The sequence below is a fragment of the Polaromonas sp. UBA4122 genome (assembly GCA_002381615.1).
GTDB lineage: Bacteria > Pseudomonadota > Gammaproteobacteria > Burkholderiales > Burkholderiaceae_C > Polaromonas.
Window position 1 is genome coordinate 1 of sequence record DFWY01000015.1, and the last position, 19,703, is coordinate 19,703.

18 protein-coding genes are annotated in these 19,703 nt (G+C 55.9%); 2 read left to right on the forward strand and 16 right to left on the reverse strand.

The features are described 5' to 3' along the window. From B3F77_RS02200 to B3F77_RS02245, 10 genes are all read right to left on the reverse strand, one after another. Positions 1 to 881 (reverse strand): nucleotide sugar dehydrogenase (locus B3F77_RS02200; RefSeq protein WP_293603371.1); only part of this gene is annotated, 881 nt, incomplete at its 3' end. Between the two features lie 221 nt (positions 882 to 1,102). Continuing rightward, complete coding sequence (xrtA, locus tag B3F77_RS02205; protein WP_293603372.1) at positions 1,103 to 2,740, reverse strand: exosortase A; 1,638 nt, start codon at positions 2,738 to 2,740, stop codon at positions 1,103 to 1,105. After that, complete coding sequence (locus B3F77_RS02210) at positions 2,674 to 3,711, reverse strand: FemAB family XrtA/PEP-CTERM system-associated protein (RefSeq protein ID WP_293603373.1); 1,038 nt, start codon at positions 3,709 to 3,711, stop codon at positions 2,674 to 2,676. Before B3F77_RS02210 ends, xrtA begins: the two co-directional genes overlap by 67 nt. 7 nt (positions 3,712 to 3,718) lie before the next feature. Continuing rightward, positions 3,719 to 4,582 carry an XrtA system polysaccharide deacetylase gene (locus B3F77_RS02215; protein ID WP_293603374.1) on the reverse strand — a complete coding sequence of 288 codons (864 nt, stop codon included), beginning with the start codon at positions 4,580 to 4,582 and terminating at the stop codon, positions 3,719 to 3,721. Positions 4,583 to 4,592: 10 nt separating this feature from the next. After that, positions 4,593 to 5,789, reverse strand: a complete 1,197-nt coding sequence (gene wecB / locus B3F77_RS02220) for a non-hydrolyzing UDP-N-acetylglucosamine 2-epimerase (protein ID WP_293603375.1) — start codon at positions 5,787 to 5,789, stop codon at positions 4,593 to 4,595. Beyond that, positions 5,786 to 6,892, reverse strand: coding sequence for an XrtA/PEP-CTERM system-associated ATPase (locus B3F77_RS02225; RefSeq protein ID WP_293603376.1), 1,107 nt, complete (start codon positions 6,890 to 6,892; stop codon positions 5,786 to 5,788). Before B3F77_RS02225 ends, wecB begins: the two co-directional genes overlap by 4 nt. 3 nt (positions 6,893 to 6,895) lie before the next feature. Next, entirely contained in the window at positions 6,896 to 8,317 is a 1,422-nt protein-coding gene (locus B3F77_RS02230) for a TIGR03016 family PEP-CTERM system-associated outer membrane protein (protein WP_293603377.1), read from the reverse strand. Positions 8,318 to 8,460: 143 nt separating this feature from the next. Next, positions 8,461 to 9,372: an XrtA-associated tyrosine autokinase gene (locus B3F77_RS02235; RefSeq protein WP_293603378.1), complete on the reverse strand. Its 912-nt coding sequence runs from the start codon at positions 9,370 to 9,372 to the stop codon at positions 8,461 to 8,463. A 7-nt stretch (positions 9,373 to 9,379) separates the two neighbouring features. After that, a complete protein-coding gene (locus B3F77_RS02240; protein ID WP_293603379.1) occupies positions 9,380 to 10,954 on the reverse strand; it encodes an XrtA system polysaccharide chain length determinant in 1,575 nt (524 codons plus the stop codon). Positions 10,955 to 11,034: 80 nt separating this feature from the next. After that, complete coding sequence (locus B3F77_RS02245) at positions 11,035 to 11,604, reverse strand: XrtA/PEP-CTERM system exopolysaccharide export protein (RefSeq protein WP_293603393.1); 570 nt, start codon at positions 11,602 to 11,604, stop codon at positions 11,035 to 11,037. Positions 11,605 to 11,831: 227 nt separating this feature from the next. Between B3F77_RS02245 and B3F77_RS02250 the strand changes: the two genes are divergently transcribed. Next, the gene (locus B3F77_RS02250; protein ID WP_293603380.1) at positions 11,832 to 12,296 is read left to right on the forward strand and encodes a low molecular weight protein-tyrosine-phosphatase; all 465 of its coding nucleotides are present in this window, start codon (positions 11,832 to 11,834) and stop codon (positions 12,294 to 12,296) included. Here B3F77_RS02250 and B3F77_RS02255 read toward each other — a convergent pair. From B3F77_RS02255 to B3F77_RS02265, 3 genes are all read right to left on the reverse strand, one after another. Further along, positions 12,284 to 13,291 carry an NAD-dependent epimerase gene (locus B3F77_RS02255; RefSeq protein ID WP_293603381.1) on the reverse strand — a complete coding sequence of 336 codons (1,008 nt, stop codon included), beginning with the start codon at positions 13,289 to 13,291 and terminating at the stop codon, positions 12,284 to 12,286. The two genes, B3F77_RS02250 and B3F77_RS02255, sit on opposite strands and share 13 nt — an antisense overlap. A 37-nt stretch (positions 13,292 to 13,328) precedes the next feature. Continuing rightward, positions 13,329 to 13,685: a PilZ domain-containing protein gene (locus B3F77_RS02260; RefSeq protein ID WP_293603382.1), complete on the reverse strand. Its 357-nt coding sequence runs from the start codon at positions 13,683 to 13,685 to the stop codon at positions 13,329 to 13,331. A 171-nt stretch (positions 13,686 to 13,856) separates the two neighbouring features. After that, positions 13,857 to 14,744 carry a ThiF family adenylyltransferase gene (locus tag B3F77_RS02265; RefSeq protein WP_293603383.1) on the reverse strand — a complete coding sequence of 296 codons (888 nt, stop codon included), beginning with the start codon at positions 14,742 to 14,744 and terminating at the stop codon, positions 13,857 to 13,859. A gap of 61 nt (positions 14,745 to 14,805) precedes the next feature. Here B3F77_RS02265 and B3F77_RS02270 point away from each other — a divergent pair, with 61 nt between their 5' ends. Beyond that, positions 14,806 to 15,876, forward strand: coding sequence for a nitroreductase family protein (locus B3F77_RS02270; protein ID WP_293603384.1), 1,071 nt, complete (start codon positions 14,806 to 14,808; stop codon positions 15,874 to 15,876). A 417-nt stretch (positions 15,877 to 16,293) separates the two neighbouring features. Here B3F77_RS02270 and pepA read toward each other — a convergent pair whose 3' ends face one another. From pepA to B3F77_RS02285, 3 genes are all read right to left on the reverse strand, one after another. Further along, positions 16,294 to 17,145 (reverse strand): flocculation-associated PEP-CTERM protein PepA, encoded by an 852-nt coding sequence (pepA, locus tag B3F77_RS02275; RefSeq protein WP_293603385.1) that lies wholly within the window; start codon positions 17,143 to 17,145, stop codon positions 16,294 to 16,296. A gap of 505 nt (positions 17,146 to 17,650) precedes the next feature. Beyond that, positions 17,651 to 18,928 carry a hypothetical protein gene (locus B3F77_RS02280; RefSeq protein ID WP_293603386.1) on the reverse strand — a complete coding sequence of 426 codons (1,278 nt, stop codon included), beginning with the start codon at positions 18,926 to 18,928 and terminating at the stop codon, positions 17,651 to 17,653. A gap of 4 nt (positions 18,929 to 18,932) precedes the next feature. Then, positions 18,933 to 19,703, reverse strand: coding sequence for an outer membrane lipoprotein-sorting protein (locus B3F77_RS02285; protein WP_414702943.1), 771 nt, complete (start codon positions 19,701 to 19,703; stop codon positions 18,933 to 18,935).

Genomic DNA, 19,703 nt, shown 5'->3' on the forward strand with positions numbered 1-19,703 from the left:
TCGGCAATGAACTTGCCCATGCCGTCATTGATGCGGCGGCCAGCCAAAATAACTTGCGGGGTATAGCCCAGCATCTCGGCCTTGTGGGTCAGGTAGTAGGGGTCAACGCCAATGCAATGACCACCCACCAGGCCGGGCTTGAATTTAAGAAAATTCCATTTGGTAGCAGCGGCTGCGAGCACCTCGGCGGTGTCGATGCCGAGCTTGTCGAAGATGATGGACAGCTCGTTCATCAGGGAGATATTCAAATCACGCTGCGTGTTCTCGATCACCTTGGCAGCCTCCGCGGCCTTGATACTCGATGCGCGATGGACGCCGGGCAGGATGATGGTCTCGTACAGCTTGGCGACCTTATCCAGCGTCTCAGGCGTGTCACCCGACACGATTTTGAGGATTTTGGTGAGGGTGTGCTCTTTGTCGCCGGGATTGATTCGCTCAGGTGAATAGCCTACAAAAAAATCCTGCTTCCACTTCAGGCCGGACTCCCTCTCCAGCACGGGAATGCAAACCTCTTCGGTGGCGCCCGGGTAAACGGTGGATTCATAGACCACGATGGCACCTTTTTTCATGTGGCGACCGACACTGATGCTGGAGCCGATGAGCGGACGAAAATCAGGAATATGGGCGTTGTCTACCGGTGTGGGTACGGCCACGATGATGATGTCTGCCTCGGCCAGCATACTGGGGTCTGCCGTGTACATCGCGTGGGGTGAAGACCGCATTTCATCGTCTGACAGTTCACGGGAGGGGTCAACGCCTTTGAGGCATGACTCAACCTTGGACATGGCGATGTCAAACCCGATGGTGCGAAAGTGTTTGCCAAACTCCACCACCAGAGGCAAACCCACATAACCCAAACCGATCACGGCAACTACACTCATTTTGAGACCCCCAAGGTTTCCATTAAGTTAACATGCACGCAAAAGACTTGCCTACCTCTATAGGGCGCTGCTATAAATTTGTCATTCCGGCGAAGGCCGTAAACAATAAAGTTCTTGCAGATCAACCACTTATAAAGCACTGGATCCCAGCCTTCGCCGGGATGACATCCATTTAAATGACATGACAGGATTTTGCGTTCATAGAAGTGCCTATTTGTTTATTACTTTTTGGGCCGCGCATTCTGCAACAGCGCGTTAATAGCCACGTAGTTGGTCGACAAAAAGGATTCCAACACCGCTTCGGCCCCTCCCGACTGGTCTTTACGGGTGTAGACAATGATGACGGCAGAGTCATCACCACGCCCCATCAACCGGTCGTACGCACCATAAGCCTTGGCAAGGTAATCGCTGGCTGTCAGCGTGCCGTTTATCCAATAGAGCTGCCACACCACCAGGCGACCTGCATTGATGTGTTCAGTGGCAGCTCCACGCAGTTCTGCCGTGCGCACAGCAAGCTGTTTGTCACCGAAAGTGACCCTTCTGCTGCCGCTGGTCACCTGAGCCCATTGGGGGTCTTTGCTGACAACCAGCACATTGTTGGAACTGACCAATTTGCGCTCGTAAGTCTGATTGCGGTAATAGCCCAGATACAGTCCCACGGCGCTGCCCTGACTTGCGTAGCTGTTGTTGATTTCGGCCGCTGGGTTCTGGAAAGCCGGTTTGAAGTCAGCCACACCCGGACGAACAACTTGCCAGCCTGGGGCCAGCGTCGTTGGCACAGCGAACGGGATAGGGTCAGCGCCCGCGCCCCGGTCAAGAGCCCAGAGTGCGATGTGGGGCAAGGCCACCAGCGCCGCAAAGCAGGCCGTCGTGGTCCATAGTTTTGCAACCCCCACCGCCTGCATCTGCGCCGGGGATGCAGGGTCACGTAGATCCGCCGCTTTCTCAGGTTCTGCCCATCGCGCTCCGATGATAAACATCAACACAATAACGACACCAAAAAAGAGCCAGCCGTAAATCAGGTGATCGACCCCGACCGCGAGCTTGTTGCCTGAGAGGTGCCCCAACATGACGATCATATAGGCGCGCATCCAGTTGGCGACAACGGGGACAACAATCGAGGCCATCACGAACAGGATGCGGCGCTTGTTGGATTGGTAGTTAAGGTAGGCGAAGAGGGTTCCAACGGTGAGCGACGCAATCAAATACCGCACGCCACTGCACGCTTCAACAACAGACCAGTTGCCAGAGGGAATGACAAAATTAAGGCCTTCGCGGAATACGGGAACACCGCTCAGGCGCAAAGCGAGTACGGTGAAATTTGCCGTCCACTCCATGAATTGGGGCAGCAAAAACTCACCGACAGGCACGGCAAAAAACAAGAACCCCAGTGGAAAAATAATCAACCGCGCCACAGACCAACCCAGCACAGCAGGCACGGTCAAGACCAGCAGCGCCACAAAAGCCAGCTGGGTAACCGCATTGACAGCGACCAGATCACCCAAAAGCCAGACAAAGGCAGCACACGCAATAAACACAAAGGCACCAACCGTCGGTTGGGGGATCTGCACTGCAATGACCCGCCGCTGCCGCCAGACGAGCCACAACACAATGGGCGGGACCAGGAAACCATGGGTAAAGGTCTCGGACCGGGACCAGGTCAGTACCATCGCCTCGGCGGTATCACGGTATAAAAACAAAATCCAGGCCAGCAACATCAGCAGTGCAGGCAATTCATGCTGCCAACGCTGCGCTAATGTGAGCGGTAGGGGCGGATGGATAGCTGAGACACTCATCCCAGATTCCTGACGACAAAGGGTCCCAACCAGTTGGCCAGGCCAATCGGCATACGCCGCCACGTTGCAATCAGCAACTTGTACCTGGCATTGGACGGGTTGTTTTGCGGGATGACGTCGCGCTTGTAAAGGCGGTACTCGTAGTGCAGCGGCGTGGGTTCAAAGCCCCAGTTTTTCTTGAATGCGTAAGGACCTGTGCCCTGCTTGCTGCGGCCGTAATCAAATACCTTGAGGCCGCGGGTGCAGGCGCGACGCATGAGCTCCCAGTATTTGAAGTCATTGGCAGCGAGTTCGCGGGCAGGCTCAAAGTCGCCCGCGTAATAAGGCAGGACTTCATTGCGAAAGTAAAAGCTCAGCACACTGCTCAAGGGGCGGCCATCGGGTGCAATGACGGTGAGCACTTCGCAGTCAGGACCAAATTCGGTTTGCAATGCCAAAAAATATTTTTTCGGCATTGCCGGGGTGCCGTGACGGTGAACGTTGTCGGCAAAAAGGGCAAAGAAGCGGTCAACGTTATTGTCAATTTCACTGATCAGCCCGTTTTTGATACCTTTTCGCACCATGGCGCGCTGCTTGCGCGGGATGGCCAGCAGGTTGGCCTCTTCAGAAGCCAGGATTTCTTTGCGGAAGGTGACGTACAGGTCTTGCGTGAGCCAGTCGGTGTGACGCGGGTTGACGTTGCGCAACTCAAGGTGCGCAACGCCGAGGCGTTTGGCAATTTTCTGAGCCTCAAGCTCCAGGGCTTCTGCCGCCTGTGCGCTGAGCGCTGCGACGCCGCCATACACGGCAAAAGGCAGACTGGTCAATGAGTTGCCAAACAGCCAGCTATTGACATGACCGAGCGGCAGAACACCCTGGATAAGGCCATCCGCCTCGGCATACAAAAAATAGGTGCCATGACCAAAAACACCGCGCACGATATTCTGCCAACCAGCGCGATGAAAAAAAGTGGCCTCGGGACACGCCAAAACGAACGCATCCCACAGCGCTGCCGTGACGACGTCTTGAGGCGCCAGGCGCTTGACGGTCAACATGGAATTCTCAGACGACCGCGACATGTTTGGTCAACCTGTCCAGAAAGATGTGGTCCATGCGACCCCACTTGAAGTCATCCAGCAACTGATTCAAACGGCCTTGCATGCGGTCAATGTTGACGTAATGCCGAAAGCGCGTCTTGCGGCTGATACCCGCAATGCGGGGCTGCCCGGTGTCAATCTCCCATGGATGAAAATAGAAGATGCCCGCCTCGCGGTCATGCCCATTCACCCGGCCGAGCATCCAGCGTGACAGGGTGTAAGGTAACAATCTGAAGTACCCACCCCCGCTGGACGGCAAGTTGCGGTTAAACACCCGCAAAGTCGTGATCGGGATTTCCATCAAGCCCGGACGGACCTCGTAGGCAAAGCGGGGCGAGTTCGGCATGCCATAGTGGTCGTGCCGAATAGGGTAGATGCTTGAGCTGTAGCGGTAGCCTGCCCGAGCCAGGCAGTCAAAAGCCCAGAGGTTACCGGTACCGATCGAAAAACTGGGTGCGCGATAGCCATTGACCTCGCTGCCCGCCAGATCTTCCAGCACAATTTTGGCTAGATGAATATCGGCAAAAAAGGCTTCTTCGGTCTGCTCGCTGGCGCGCTCGTGACCATAGCCATGGCTGGCCAGTTCGTGGCCCTCCTTGACTATCTGACGCACCAACTGGGGGTAACGCTCGGCAATCCAGCCCAGCGTAAAAAAGGTTGCCTTGGTATCGCGACACGCCAGCATTTCAAGAATGGAGTTGACGTTGCGCTCTACGCGACATTCACGCGTGTTCCATTCGGAACGTGCAATGTGCGGTGCAAATGCCGATACCTGAAAATAGTCTTCAACATCGATCGTCAGCGCGTTGGTGATAGTTGAGGAGGGCATACCGATTGATCTATGTGTTGTCTGATTCCAGGGCCATTGCAGCCTGTTTCGGTTTCAACCATTGGTACAGATCAGCCGCGATACGTTCGGCGGCATGACCATCCCAAAATTCAGGCAGGCGGCCACGCTTGCCCCGTCCGGCCACGATTTCTTGTACCGCACCAAGAATGACAGCACGGTCGCGGCCAACGAGGAGGTTGGTCCCTTGCTCAACGGTGATAGGGCGCTCGGTGTTTTCCCGCAGGGTTAGACAAGGCACGCCGAGCGCCGTGGTTTCTTCCTGCAAACCACCCGAGTCGGTGAGTACCACCGTGGCTCCTGCCATCAACCCCAGCATCTCAAGGTATCCCTGTGGTGGCAACAACACCATGCGCGCTGGATCAATCAGGCCCGCCAGACCAAAACGGTCAATGTTGCTGCGGGTGCGGGGATGCAGGGCAAACACCAATGGCAAGCTAGCCGCAACCTCACCCAGCACACCCAGCAAGGCACGCAGGGTTTCGGGGTGGTCCACATTGGAGGGTCGATGCAGAGTGACCACGCCATAGCCGATTGGATGACTCAAAACCAGCGGGTCGACATTGCTGGCTTGCAGGGTATCCTTCGCGCTGCGGGCGTCTGCCCGGCCAAAAACCACCGAGTCAATCATGACGTTACCCGCAAAACAAACCCGGTTTGATGGTATGCCCTCCCGCGCCAAGTTATCTTCAGCAGTGCGCTCTGTGGTGTAGAGCCGGTCAGAAATCTGGTCAGTGAGGATGCGGTTGATTTCTTCCGGCATGGCGCGGTCATAGCTACGCAGGCCGGCCTCGATGTGCACCACCGGAATGCCTTTTTTGACGGCGACCAGGGAGCAAGCCAGCGTTGAATTCACGTCGCCCACCACCGCCACGCAGGAAGGTTTGTGTATATCGACAACAGGTTCGAACCTGCTCATGACTTCTGCTGTCTGGATGGCGTGCGTACCGGACCCGACTCCAAGATTGATGTCTGGCCGTGGCAGGCGCAAATCTTCAAACAGGCGGTCGCTCATGTCTTTGTCGTAATGCTGACCGGTGTGTACCAGCAGCATGGGCAGAGGCGGAACGTGTGCCGCCATCGCCCTGAGAATGGGAGCCATTTTCATGAAGTTGGGCCGTGCACCCACCACGCAAATGACAGGACCCAAATCAGCAACCGGTGCTTCCATGACCGCCTGATTGTTCATGGATGGCCCTCCTGACTAGGATTTCTGACAGCTGAGACAAGTTTTTGCAGCATGGAGAGAATTTCGAGACTGATTCGCTCCAGCCGAAGCATGCTTAGCTCGAGGCGCCGCAAGCGGCCGTCGTATTGCTCAACACCCAAGGCGTCAATTTGACTGGAAATAGCACCCGCCAAGCCGGGAGTTCCACGCAATTTGGCGGGATCAATATCAACCGACTCGGCAGTTGTCAGACTTTGAATACCTGAATCGTCCCGGGCCGATCTTTCCCCCACTGCCTTATTGGAGGGAACCGCCGATTCATCGTGAATTTCACTCACCACCTTATTGACATCTTCAAGACCAAAGGTGGCTTTGTTGCCCAGAAAGCCAAATAACAACAAGCGATCACAAATTAGATTGATACGGCGGGGGATGCCCCCGGAGGCTTTAAAAATCGCTTCGAAAGCGGCCGAATCGAAGGTGGGACGACCAGAAGCACCTGCACATTTCAAACGATGTTCAACATAGCCCTGTGTTTCGCCCAGATCCAGCGGTCCGATATGGCAAGTAGCAGTAACGCGCTGCCTGAGTTGCTGCATGGTGGGGCTTTGCAAAATGGTACGAAACTCGGGCTGACCCACCAGAAAGGTCTGCAGCAGCGCTTGTTGGCCGAACTGAAAGTTCGACAACATGCGCAATTCTTCTACCGCCCGAGATGTGAGGTTTTGCGCTTCGTCGACAATCAGCAGGCAGCGTTTGCCCTGGTTCGACTGGTTGACCAGATAAGCCTCCAGCGCCATCAGCACTTCGGCCTTGGTAACGTCTTTGACCCGCACACCAAAGGCAGCGCCGACCAAGCGCAGGGTGTCTTCGGCATCCAACTGCGTGGTGACAAGATTGGCGGCGACAACCTTGTCGGGGTCCAGACTGGCGAGCAGGCCTCGCACAATGGTGGTCTTGCCCGCCCCAACCTCACCCGTGATGACAATGAAACCTTCGTTTCGTTGCACGCCATACTCAAGGTAGGCCTTGGCTCGCCGGTGCTGCTTGCTGCCAAAATAAAAACTCGGATCAGGGTTGAGCTGAAAAGGCCTGCTGCTTAACCCGTAAAAAGCTTCATACATGGGTCAGAACTGCACATTTAAATTGCAGGTAATCGCGTTTTCAACATAGGGCACAGTGCTGCTACTGGAAACGACGCGGCGCACCCCCACAGACGCCGCGGCCCGTTTGCCAACTTTGCCTGAGACGCTGACATTGATAAGGCGAAGAGTGGTGTCTTGCAGACTCGATACCCCGGAGGTCTTTTGCTGCGACGCAAGAACACCGAGCGAATAATTGGGCGTTAAACGGTGAGCGTAATTGACGCTGAAGCCGCGCTGACGAACCAACGAAGACGTGGTGAGGTCATCAAAAATGCCTGTCGACACAGTATCTAGCCTGCTGGTCTCGCTTCGCGTGGCAACAAACGTGATGGTGTCTCGCACACCGAGCAGCGCGAATGACAAATCTTGCCGGCGTTGCAAGGACACCGCCGCTGTCAAAAATCCGAAGGTGAACGGGTCGTTGGAATTGATACCAAATTGCGGCAAAGTTGCATTGAACTGCGCGCGTGAGACAGGATTTTTCTCGGTAGAGACATACTGGCTGTACAAGAGATCGGAGATAGCGAGACTTGCAACTCCAGTTTGGGTTGGCGTTGCTGAAACACCCTTTGAATCGGTAAATTTCCACGCGGTGAGTGCCGTTCGGTGCTCAAAATTCAGGCTGTGCGTGTCTCCGAATGAATGGTGATCCCGGGAGGCTGACAACGTGGTCATCGCGGACGGAGACCAGTTCACCCCGAAGCCGCCAGTGCCGTAGCTTTGCTTATCGAAGCTGGTGTAGTTATTGGCTTCCCGCCCGGCGTTGGCAGACACGCGCAATTGGGGCGTGATCGCGTAGGACAAGCCAAGAATCAAACGATCAGCTTCGGTGGGGCGACCGGTACTGTAATCAATACTTTGGCGGCTGGCATCTGCCGACCAGCCAAGATTCCGGAAGGTGCTGTCGCCGCTGATTTTGACGACACCATCGGCCGCTGTCACGCCTGAGCCCGCAGCCGCATCGCTATTTGTGACCGCCCGACTGTAACGGGCCTCATAGCTGGCCAGATCGCCCAATCGACCGCGCACATAGGGTGAGATCCGGTAGTTTGAAACCTCGGCTCGATTGGCGTTGATGGATGTGTTGCCGATTGACTGGGTGCCGAAGGCCGAGATGGCCTGCTGCGAAATGGAACCACTGAAATCGAGATAGGCCCAGTTATCAACCGCCTCCAGCGTACCAAACGTATTAAGCGCCTGTTGTAACTGGCTGGGCGATGAATTTTGAGCGTACACAATTTTACTCAAAGAATAGTCGAAATAGCCCTTGAGCCGACGGCCTTCACTGCTGATGCGGATGCCCGGACTGATCTCGGTAATCAGATCGGCCTGTTTATCGACACTGCTCAGGCGCACGTTATCCGTCAGGGTCTCGGTGATCGAGACACTCGGCACAATCGACACCGCCCGTTTCGGACCCGAGTCTGAGCCAGACTCCTGTGCATAAGTGCCAGCCGACGCCATAACCAAACTAGCTACCGCCGGCACTGATGAGGCCGTAATTCGCAGAGCCCGTAGAGAAAGCAAACTACACATCATGACTAGAATTAATGCCGAGAGTAGTCAGGCTTGCTGCTGCTCATGTCCGGACCATATCCATACCCGTACCCATATGCATACCCCCCTTTGGAAACAGTTCTTGCCTGATTAAGCAACATAAATTTGACGGGGCATGCATCAATGGTGGCCAGCGCGTGCCGAACCTCTGACTGCAAGGTATTTCCAGCCTGCACCACCACCACCACCTGGCCCATGTGGGAAGCCAGCGCCTGCGCCTCAGTAGCGAGAAGAAGCGGCGGCGAATCAAAAACAATGATGCGGTCAGGGTAGCGATTAGCCATTTCATCCAACAGCCGGATCATCGCATCACTGGCCAGCAATTCGGTGGCGCGGGCATGCGGCGTTCCAGTGGGCAGAATGGTCAATTTGTCAATGTTTGTTTTCACCAGCATGCTCGACATGTCCTTGGACTCACCCAGCACCAGATCGAGCAAACCGGGGCCTTCGGGCAGCCCCAGCACTTTCATCACAGAGGGGCGTGCCACGTCGGCGTCCACCAGCATGACCGTGTAATCCAACTCGGTGGCCATGCTCATCGCTAGATTAATGGCGGTAAAAGTCTTGCCTTCTCCAGCTAACGCGCTGGTCACCATGATCAGGTTACCATGGGCGATGACAGATGCGCCTTTACCCATGGCGTTACTGATCAGCGGCCGCTTGATCACCCGGAATTGATCTGCAATTTGAGATCGTGGCGCATGGGGGCTGACAATGCCCGCCGCGGCAAGTGCCTCCAGATCAATTTCAACACGTCGGGACAGAGGGGCAGGCTGAGTCTCGCTCACAGGCTTCTGTGCAGCACCAACCGTTTGAGCCACTGGCGGCGTTGCAGGCATCTCAGCACCCGCTTGGCGAAGCTGCTCCAGGCGTTGCGCCGCCTGCTCGATCAAGCTACTCATATTTGATTCATCCCGCCCGCCCGGACATCATGGAAAACACGATCATCCCGGCAATAAAAATTGCAACCAGCCCGCCTGAAGCGCCCAGAAACTTCTTCAAATCATATTTTTCCTGTCGTACAGCCGCGTCGTCCATCACCAGCGTCACAACACCCAGCAGCGGTAAACCCACCGCATCCCTCAGGGAGCGCGCATCATAAAAGACGGCACGCAATTGACTGGCGATAAAGGCGACCGCAAGTCCGGCACCCAATGCGGCCAGCAACGCGAGGGGCAGCAGCAGCAAACGGTTGGGTGCCACCGGCTGGGGCGACGCGCGCGGCGGGTCTATCAAACGGAAGTTCGCAACGCCCGCGGCACTGTCCAGATCTCCTGACAGCGCTGCCGACTCTCTTCGGGCAACAAGGTCGTTGTAATTCTTTTTATTGATGTCGTAGTCGCGGTTCAATTGGGCTAATTCAGCCTCAATTTGCGGCGCTGTTTTCATCAACTCACGCGCCCGATTGAAACGCGCCTCGTACTCCCCCACCCTGGCCCGCAGAGCGGCTACTTGCACCTCCGAGGTGGCCAGCAGGCGATTGAGCTCCTGGTAAACCAAGCTGTTGCTTGGTGACGATGCCGGGTTGGCCATCGCGGTTTTGCGTAATTCCTGTACCTGTTTGAGCTTGAGGGTCTCAAGCTCTTTGATCAGACGCCTGGCCCCGGCAACATCGGGGTGTTCCTCGGTAAAGCGCTGCAGCAGCATATCGAGATTACGCTTCTGCGCCTCAATTCGCGCGTCGATCTCAGGCGTCGAAATCGACATGGCTGACTCTTGAAGGAGGCTGCGCGATGTGATATCGGCGTTCTGCGTTTTTTCGGCTTCCAACTGGCGCTTGGCTGCATCACGCCCATTTTCTGCTTCACGCAATTCAAGGCGGGCCTGGCTCAACTGACTGCCCACGGCGCTGAGCTGCCCGGCCATGTCGTTGCCATCGGCATTTTGAAGCTCAATGTTTCGGACCTTGAATTCCTTCAAACGTGATTCAGCTTCTTCGAGCTTGGTCACGTAGGTCTTGATCTGCTCATCAATAAACTGCTTGGCCGTATTGGAGTCCTTGCGCGTGTCCCCCAGGCTGGATTCAACAAAAATTGACACCAGGGACTGGACTACCCGTTTCGCCTTCTCGGGGCTGGCATCGCGATACGACAGCACATAAAGGTTGTCGCGGCCCACGTTCTTGATTTCAAGCGTTTTCATCAGGCCATCAATCAGCGCATCCTGCGCGCTCTTGGATTGACTTTTCAAATCAAGGTCTGCCATGCGAATGAGCTTTTCAACGTTGGGGCGGCTGATGAGCGTGCGACTCAGCATCATCACCTGTTGATCGACGTTAGGCTGCACTGCCAAGCCCGACATCAAAGGCTTCAAAATGGACTGCGTGTCAACAAAAATACGGGCTGATGCCTCGTATTTGTCAGGCACCGAAAGCACCACCACAGATCCAATAGCAGTGACCACCCATGCCACCAGCAGGCCCAGCCAGCGATGCTTCCACATGCCTCTGGCAGCGGTGAATAATTGGTTAATCAGCTCATCCATCGGATCAGGTCCTTGCGGTCAGAGTGCGCACGCTGCAATACCTTCGTCAAGCGAAGCAGCAAACAGAAAAGACGCCGGACTTAAAACCAGCCTTGCGGAATGATCAGGATATCGCCAGGCTTCATCTCAACATTCGCAGATATGTCGCCTCGCTTGATGAGATCTTTGAGCCGCACAGAATACCGCTTGTCACCCTCTGAAGCACGGGTGATGGATGCCCCGTTGCCATCGGCGAAGTCCGTCAAGCCACCCACTGCAATCATGACGTCCAGCACGGTCATTTTTTGTTTGTAGGGCAAGGACTGTGGTTTGGCCGCCTCGCCGATGACCCGAATTTGTTCACTGTACGGCCCAACAAAGCTGGTAACGATAATCGTCACAACAGGGTCACGCACCAATTTACTCAACGCCTTTTCAACGTCACGGGCAATCTCCACAGAAGTTTTGCCCTGGGCAACGAGCTCATCCACCAGTGGCGTTGACACTTTGCCATCAGGACGGACCGGAACTGACAAGGAAAGCTCGGGATTGCGCCAAACAATAATGTTGAGTGTGTCACCGGGACCAACAATGTAGTTGTAATCCGGGGTGGCGGCGGCAACGGGCGCGGGCGGGTAGGCGGTCGAATAGCCGGCACATGCTGGCAACAGACCGACCAACACGCCTAGTGCGGCCCAACGCGATGCGGTTTTAGTAGTGATAAAAAAATTTTTCAAGGCGTATCCCCTAAAAAAGATGCAACCAAACGTTTAGCGCGAAATTGCACTATAGCGCATTTACCCATATCAGCAAGAACAAATCGCGATTTGCTCCATCTGTTGTTTGAAAGGCGCGACTATTTCACGCTTGGATTGTGCCCGCCATAAAATCAGATGCTATGACAAAGCTGTTGATGGTGTGCATGGGCAATCTTTGCCGATCTCCGATGGCACAAACCGTCGCCGAGAAGCTGGCTGCCGATGCCGGGCTTTCGCAACAATTGAAGTTGGATTCGGCAGGCACCCACGCCCCCCACTTGGGCGAGCGGCCGGACCCCAGGGTCGAGGTGACGCTATCGCGCCGCGGGTATGAAATGGGGCGCATTCGTTCCCGCAGAATCGCTCCGCAAGATTTTCAGCACTTCGACCTGATTCTGGCGATGGACGCCAGCAATTTGGCTGAACTACAACGGCTGTGTCCGCTGGCGCACTTGAGCAAGTTGCGATTGTTTCTGGACTTTGCAGAAGGGCTGAATGAAACCGAAGTACCCGACCCGTATTACGGCAACTCAGAAGGCTTCGAGCGCGTATTGGATCTGTGTGAGGCGGGCGCCAGTGGGTTGATCAAACACTACACCTTGTAATAGTCGCGGTACCACGCCACAAAGCGAGCAATGCCCTGCTCAATGGAGGTACCAGGTACAAAACCAACCCATTCGTTCAATGCATCAGTATTGGCATAGGTGGCAGGTACATCACCATCTTGCAAGGGCAACAGATTTTTTTCGGCTTTTTTACCCAGCACCTCTTCGATACACGCGATGAAATCAAGCAGGGGCACGGGGTTGTTATTGCCAATGTTAAACACCCTGTAAGGCACATTGCTGGTGGCCGGGTCAGCTTGGGCGGCGTCGTAGGCGGGGTTGGGTACAGCGGTGCGATCCAGCACGCGAATGACACCTTCGACGATGTCGTCCACAAATGTGAAGTCGCGCTGCATCTGCCCATAGTTGAAGACATCAATGGGGCGCCCGTCCAGAATGGCCTTGGTAAACAGGAACAGTGCCATATCGGGCCGACCCCAGGGACCGTAGACGGTGAAGAAGCGCAGGCCGGTGGTGGGCAGACCATACAGATGACTGTAGGTGTGTGCCATCAGTTCATTGGCTTTCTTGGTGGCGGCGTACAGGCTGACCGGGTGATCCACGCTGTCGTGTTCGGAGAACGGCATTTTGGTGTTGCCACCGTAAACGCTGGAGCTGGACGCGTAAACCAGGTGTTGCACTTGTGCGTAACGGCAACCTTCCAGGATGTTGACAAAACCCACGATGTTGCTATCTATATAGACATGCGGGTTTTGCAGGGAGTAGCGCACACCGGCTTGGGCGGCCAGATGAATGACGCGATCAAATTTTTCAGCGGCAAAGAGTTGGGCCATGCTCTGCCGATCAGCCACATCCATTTTGACGAAGCGAAAACCTGCGTTCGGCATCAGCCGCTTGAGCCGATTTTCTTTAAGGGTGACGTCGTAGTAGTCGTTGAGGTTGTCCAGCCCAAGCACCTCGTCCCCGCGCGCTAGCATGCGCAGTGCGGTGGTCATGCCAATGAAGCCCGCCGCCCCCGTCAATAGTATTTTCATAACCCGATGGTCGATGCTCAGTTAATTCAGGCTTATCTTAATGTATGCCAGCCAGAGAGCTCGGGTGGACGTCAATGACTTCGGCAGCATCGGCAAAAAAACTCGCGAGTTTCGCGGCAATGCCCAACACACCGTCGTTGCGGTCTTCCCGAACCACTTCACCCTCGCACACCAGCCTTATTTTCTCACCCCGAACATTCACCTCGACCGTAAAGTGCACGCGCAAACCCGGCTCTTGCGTCAATTCCGTTTCAAAATAAATGCCGGTGGCGCTGATGTTGCGGGTCAAGCCCTGAACGCCGCCGATCTCGTCCGGCAACTCGGTATCAAATCGATCAGCGCCCCGCGCACTTCTCAAAGGTGACGTGTGTTTTTGTGTTTTTATGTGTTTCATGCGTCAACAATATCAGCGTCTCTCACGACGCAAAACTAGAAAAACCCATCCCGGCGCCGGGTCGACTAGTCAGATACTGAGGACGCATAAATTGCGTCTAATAAAATCCGCGGATGAAGTAGTCATGATAAATTAATTAAGTGGGGGCTTGGCGATGAAGAACTGGCACGGTTATTCAAATGGGGCATTGGCCCGTATTCCCAGCACTGGCCGTATGAACTTCAACAGCAATTGCTGGAGCGGGTTGGAATTGCCAAAAGGGCGCCAGGTTAATTTAAGCTTTTGATGATAAGCGTCAAAGTGCATACCCCACGGAGCCGCCTTGATGGAGCCGCGCCCCAGCAAGAGCTTCAAGACAGATGTGCCCATCACACCGGCACACAGGTCGCAGGCCATGATGGTTGACGGCCCCCTCTTCTCCTGAAAATTGACCGCTTCGGGCGCAACCAGGTAATCACGTTGAACCATTGCGGGCGACAGGCCGGCAATGAAACGGGCATATTGCTCCTGCGACTCGTGCCCCTCAACCTTGAAGTAATCCTCAAAACTCATGCCATCAGGACGAAAGTAGAGAAACGCGGTGCCCATGCCGAGCGGTGCCGCCGTCAGCGCCGGAATGCCCTTTTCCCGGCATTTCGCAAACACCATGCGACGCGCCGGCAGCACAAAGAAATCCAGTCCGTCCACATACACATCGACATCACGCAGAAATTCGTCAACGTTTTCAGGCTTGATGCCCTGTGGAAACAGGCGCAGATCAATCTCTGGATTGATGTCGAGCGCCAATCGGGCGACCGTGTCGATTTTGGGCTGCCCCATAAACGACATGAAAGCGCCAGCCTGACGGTTCAGGTTGTGCACATCGAAATCGTCGAAGTCGGAGATGTTGAAATGACTGATCCCGAGCCGGGCGAGCGTCAGCAAGTGCGCCCCCCCCACGCCGCCCAGCCCGGCAATCGCAATGCGAGACTTCTTGAGTTTGGCCTGTTCAGTCTGTGTAACCCAGCCAATATTGCGCGAAAAAGCGCGGTCATAGCCAAAGGTGATTGGGACTGTCATGGACACTCTCAGTGTGTTAAATTTTGCATTGTGCCCTCGAATTCAACGCAAGGAAATAGCCGTGAACCGTGACACGCTGGCCCGTATTCTCGACCTCGCACGCTGGGCGCCCAGTGGTGACAACACACAACCGTGGCGGTTCGAGATTGTGGACGACCATCTGATCCGGGTGCATGGCACCGATACGCGCGACCGTATTCTTTATGATTACGATGGGCACCCGAGCCACATCGCCCACGGCGCGCTGCTTGAAACGATGCGGATTGCGGCGTCCGGCTTTGGCCTGACTACCAGCTTGTCTATTTCGTCTGAGGGTGATGATCGCAGCCCGACCTACGACATAAGGCTGGCGCATAGCCCAACCTTGGTCCGGGACCCGCTCTTTGCCTGCATTGAAACGCGCACGGTACAGCGCCGACCGATGAAGACCACAACTCTTGCGGATAAGCAGCGTCAGGCGCTGATCGACGCTGCGGGCGAAGGTTTTCGCGTGCAAATGTTCGAGTCGCTGGGGGATCGAATGAAGGTGGCCGGGCTACTTTGGGACAGTGCGAAAGTGCGCCTGACTTGCCCGGAGGCGTATCCGGTTCATAAAGAGGTTATCGAGTGGCGAGCTCGCTACAGCAAGGACCGCATCCCGGAGCAGGCGGTCGGCGTTGATCCGGCGACGGCGCGTCTGATGGAGTGGGTCATGCAAAGTTGGGGGCGGGTGGCGTTCTTCAATCGTTACCTTTTGGGCACTGTGGCACCGCGCATCGAACTCGACCTGCTGCCGGCGCTATGCTGCGCCGCGCATCTGTTGGTGCGGCCGCAACGGCCGCCAGTACTCTTGGCGGACTGGGTTCAGCTGGGCATCGCAGTGCAACGCATCTGGTTGACGGCGACGCACCAAGGCTTGCATTTGCAGCCGCAGATGACCCCAGTGATTTTTCGTTGGTATGCCCGCGCCGGGCGCCGCTTCTCTACCGCCCCGACCCTGTTTGAACAAGCACTCAACCTGTCTGGTGATTTTGAGCGCCTTGCCAAGGCAACGCCAGCGGACGATTTCGGCTTCTTCGCCCGGGTCGGAGTTTCGCAAGAGCCACACAGCCGCTCCATCAGGCAAGACCTGGCCGACCTAATGAAGGCTTGAGATGAAGCAGCGGGTGCCCCGAGGATCAGTACGATGACCGAAGCCCGGCCACGTTGAAAAGCCGCCTGCAGCAGCACCAAGCCCAGCTCAGCGGCGCACCGCGCGGACATATTTTCGAGTGCGAACTTTGCACACCAAGATGTCAGCAAGGCACCCGGAGAGATCGCTCTCGCGGGCCAGTGCGGCATAGGCTGGAACAGTCACGTCGCCAGCGGCACTGCGCGACTGGCGTCCAACAGGGCTGAACGGTAAGGGCAGGACCAACACACGTTGACGCAGTGGGTGCCCCCGCTTGCCGCTCAACTTATTCCCCTTGCCGGGTGAGTCAAGACTCTCACCTGCAAGTGAGTGCGCCCTTCCGGGCCCACCATGAAAAAGCCCCATGTTTCCATGGGGCTTGAAAGAATTGCGGAGTTCTTAGGACTTGGAGTTGCGGCGGCTCATGAAGCCCACCCCAAGCAAAGCGATACCAAACAAGGCCAACGTCGAGGGCTCAGGCACTGCCAACCTGAACTGACCGTTGTTGGAGAGGCGCAAATCGGTTCTGAGGTTTGGAGTGACCGTAGTAGGAACGTTAGGATCGAACGCGTTGTTGTAATCAGTTATCAGGCTGCCTGTGATAGGCGTAAACGAAGTAATTACATTGGTGGTGGCAAAACCGAGAAGCAGACCTGTCGCTGAATTGGCTACCGTGGCAAGATCACCCATGGCTGAGTCGAAGAAATAGCCAGTTTGCATCCCCGTAGCCTTGAAGATAAAGGAAATGGCGCCGTTCGGCAGCACGGTGCCCGCGTTAAGGACGGCGCTGCCGACCTGAAGAGTGAAGTCAGCGATGTCGGTAGTGCCGGAGAAAACATTCAGAGAGCCGCCGGGGTTGAAGGTGAGGTTCCCGCCAACATTACCCAAGCCAGTACCGATAAATTTTGCTGTCAGAGATGGGGCTAAGGCGGTGGTGCCGTCGGCAGTTAAATTTAAAAAATTGCCAACCTCATTGAACGTGAAATTGGTGGCATCGCTAAAGGTGTTGTGCACGTATGCGACGCCAGTAAGATCCAGGTAATCTTGCACCAAGACAGGCGCATTGCCGCCGGCACCGTCGGTGTCAATGTACCAATTGGTCAGGGTGGCAGAGGCGGGAGCGGACAGCGCGAACAGGCTTGCGGCCACTGCGGCACTGATTAAAGTTTTCTTCATCATGATGGCTCTCCAGGTGGTTGAGGGATTTGATGCAATCGTCTTGCGCTCGCATAAAAGCATGTTGCGTGCCATATTTCCAAAGAATTCGTAAGCTATTGATTTATTTAGATAAATATGAATTGAGTTTCATTTTTCTGTCTGACGTTAGCTTCCCCTGTAAGAAATGCCGACAGTTTTTTGGAGAAGCGGCAATCAAACAACCGGCAAACAACAGCGGACAGACCATGGCTTCTGTCTAAATCCAAGTCCCATAAGCGCCTTCAAACGCCACTTCTCACAACGCATCCGGGTTTCTACTTCTGGCGGTAATATTCGCAGGAACACAGCCGGGGAGGTGCCGGCATCATTTTCGTTTTGCTCAAATCCTCGCTTGTTCCGGACGCAATTGATCTTCTACTTGGACCGAGTAACGCTATAGTCCCGCTGGCTTCCCGCAAATAACGCAATTTCCCATGGCCGTCTCCGTTTTTGTGAATTCGGCCACCACTACACCCATTCTTAAGCCACCAGCCGAAGCGCGCCGGGCCAGCCCATGAGCTCTTCCCGAATTGGGAGGGACTGGGACTGGGACTGGGACTCAGAAATAATAGGTTCCCAAAACCTGTATGAGTCGCCGATCCGGTAATATTCCGAATTCGCTGGTGGAGTTGCCCATGTTCTGCTGCAGCTGCAAAGTCAGATCGAAGCTCGGCCAGTGGTGGCGCAGCTCGACCCAGGCAAGCCGGCTGTCGTCTCCGGGATTAAAACGAAGGTAAGCGGCCAGATCCAGATCCTTGAGCCAGAGACTTTTTTGTGTGACGTAGATCAGGTAAGCCTGCCGGGGCGCCAGTTCCTGAAGCCGCAGGGCTTCACGCAGGTACGCCAGCTGGGTCGCTGGCGCTGCGCCGAGAGCCGCCCAGTTTGACTGATTCAGCCCAAAGCCGTTGTACTGGTATTCGGCCGTGACGGACAGCTTGCCCAACGTGGTGTAGGTGATGCCACCGACGAAGCGATTGCGCGTAGCCGCGCTTACCGGCAAAGCCAATGCGCGGCTCAGCAAATCGGGCTCGCTGCCACGTGACCATTCAAGGTGGGCTACTGCCGCGTCCGACAGCAACGCCGTCAAATTGGCGCCCAGCGCCGGCGATCTGCCGTCTTCCTTGTAAACCAGTACCTGGCTGCTGACACGTTGCGAAAACTGGGTGCCGAGTGCGACCAAGGCCCGGTCCCGGTTGTTGGTTGACCCGAGGTCCAGACTCCAGCCATCCGGGTTCGGGCGGTCGGCCAGCTTGGGTGAAAGGGCAACCGACAACGAACCGTCGGTCCAGAGGCGTTGAGCGCGCAGCATGACGGAGCCAAGACGATTCTCCCGCAGCGCAAAGGGATCGGCGGTAGTCAGGACGCGCAAGCTGCCATCACGGAAAAAATCCGTCGGGTTGTAGCCGTAGCCTGACCCATAGCGCAGGTTGATACGGCCAAACTCCAAAACTGTGTTTCCACTCTCGGGCTGCCAGCTCAAATAGGCCTCGCGCAGGCTGTTCACGGTATCATCAGCGCCGGCGTCCCGGGGATAAAGATGGTCAAGACGGTCGGAAATGACGGCGCGCAGGCCCAGGCCTAGCCGTGCAGTATGAGAAAAGTCAAACGAGACGCGTCCGATGTCGCGGCTTTCGGGCAAGTAACGCTGGCTGGCGTTACCGATGGTACCCTCGATGAAAAACTTGGTATTGCGGGCGGATTCAGGGGCGACTTCTGGGGCGCTTTCGAGGTTCAGAGCGTCAGCGTCAGCCTCCGCGTCTGCGCCCAGCGCAGGCATCGCCTGAGTAAAAGCCATAGCGAGGATGGAACATGAAACGGCATGGGTAAATGAGCGCATGAGCTTAGTCCGGTTGGAAGCGGGGCAGGAAATCTCGCTGCATCCACGTATCTGGAATGGCGCGTGCCTTGTAGTCTGAAAAGCGCATGAGCGTGACCGACTGGGGATTGAGGCCGTCAATGATCACGGTCTCGGTCGGGCGCTCTGCGCCGAGTTGGGGCTGAAAACGGCGATAGTAGGCCGTCTTGAGCAAGCGCGACGATTCGGCGAAAAAGCGCGCCTTGAGGGGCCGGTTGTTTTCGGCGGCTACCCACATCTCGATGCTTGCATAAGTGACATCCGGTGTCGCCGCAACGAGAGCAAGCTTGTGCGCCTTGCGTGTGCGGCGTTCACCGTCCTGAATCTCCTCGTCGCCGACCAGCGTCGCCTTGTAGTCCTTTGCCAAATTCACGGTAGCCACATCGCCATTGGATGCCTGCCCAAGCAAGCGCTGTTGCGGCGACAGGCGAACACTCGCCTTGCTGGTCGGGTCGTAAAACCACATGTCATTGCCGTTCTTGAGCATCAACTTGCCGGCATCGCGCGCCGGCAATACGAAACGGATCAAGCTGGCGAACTGGCTCCCTTCCTGCTGGATACGCGAGTAACTGGTGAGTGTGCTGGTGTCGACCTGCTTTCCGCCCTGAAATTCAGTCAGGGTGACGGTGACGCTGAACGGTCGCCCGGGGTTGCGGATGGCATCGCTGGCCGCGAGGATCTCATCCGCGCTCGGCGCGGACCATGCCATGCCAGATCCGAAGAGGAACGAAAACAGAAACAGAACTATGGATTTCAT